Source organism: Alloalcanivorax profundimaris, from assembly GCF_015265435.1.
Taxonomy (GTDB): domain Bacteria; phylum Pseudomonadota; class Gammaproteobacteria; order Pseudomonadales; family Alcanivoracaceae; genus Alloalcanivorax; species Alloalcanivorax profundimaris.
In genome coordinates, this window is record NZ_JABJWH010000002.1 from 1 (window position 1) to 1,052 (window position 1,052).

2 protein-coding genes are annotated in these 1,052 nt (G+C 53.4%); both read left to right on the forward strand.

The genetic code is table 11. The features are described 5' to 3' along the window. Positions 1–593: cation transporter (locus HMJ39_RS00685; protein ID WP_194295905.1), on the forward strand; the 593-nt coding region annotated here is incomplete at its 5' end. Between the two features lie 3 nt (positions 594–596). Continuing rightward, positions 597–1,052, forward strand: a 456-nt coding sequence (gene lspA, locus HMJ39_RS00690; protein WP_194295906.1) for a signal peptidase II, incomplete at its 3' end; no start/stop codon positions are given.

The following is a 1,052-nucleotide window of genomic DNA, read 5'->3' on the forward strand; positions in this document are numbered from 1 at the left end:
ATCCGGAGACCATCAAGGCCGCCGAGTTTTCGGCAGCTTCTGCTAAGCAAGAATCCGGGACCCTGCGCTGGTTGCTCGGCATCAATGCACTTCTGTTCGTGGTGGAAATGACTGCCGGTCTGATCGCCCAGTCCACCGGCCTGATTGGAGAATCCCTGGACAATTTTGCCGATGCGGCGGTGTACGGGCTTGCCCTTTATGCGGTTGGACATAGCGTGAAAATGCAGGTACGTGCCGCGCATCTTGCTGGTGTACTGCAACTGATCTTGGCTGTGGGCGTGCTCGTAGAGGTGGTGAGACGCTTTGTATTCGGTAGTGAGCCTGAATCGCTGGTGATGATGGCTATCGCATTCGTCGCATTGATTGCCAATACCAGTTGTCTGCTGCTCATATCCAAACATCGGGAAGGCGGGGCGCACATGAAGGCAAGCTGGATATTCTCGGCCAACGACGTGGTGATCAACCTGGGGGTCATCACCGCCGGCGCCCTGGTCGCGTGGACCGGTTCCAATTATCCGGATCTGATTATCGGCACCATCGCGGGGGGCATTGTACTTAACGGTGCCAGACGCATTTTGGCGTTGAAGGGTTAAATAATGCTCATTATTGGCAAAAAGCTCTCGCCGTATGCCCTATTGTCCATATCGGGCCTGCTGGCAGCGTCTGATCAGGCTGTAAAGTGGCTGGTGCAGCAATCAATGGCCTATGGCGAGTCTATTTCAGTGACCCCGTTCTTTAACTGGGTGCACCTATGGAACACCGGTGCCGCATTCAGTCTTTTTGCGAATGGTGGAGGCTGGCAGCGCTACTTTTTTATCGGAATCGCGGTAGTGGTCTCGATTTTTCTGATCAAGCTGATCCTTGAAAATCGTCATAAAGGAGAAGCCATCGCTTACAGTCTTATCCTCGGTGGCGCCATGGGCAACCTGATTGACCGGGTCTTTCGTGGCTATGTTGTGGATTCCTTTGATTTCTATTGGCGAGACTGGCATTGGCCGGCCTTCAACCTGGCTGATATTGCAATTGTCCTCGGTGCCTTACTTTTCGTTTCC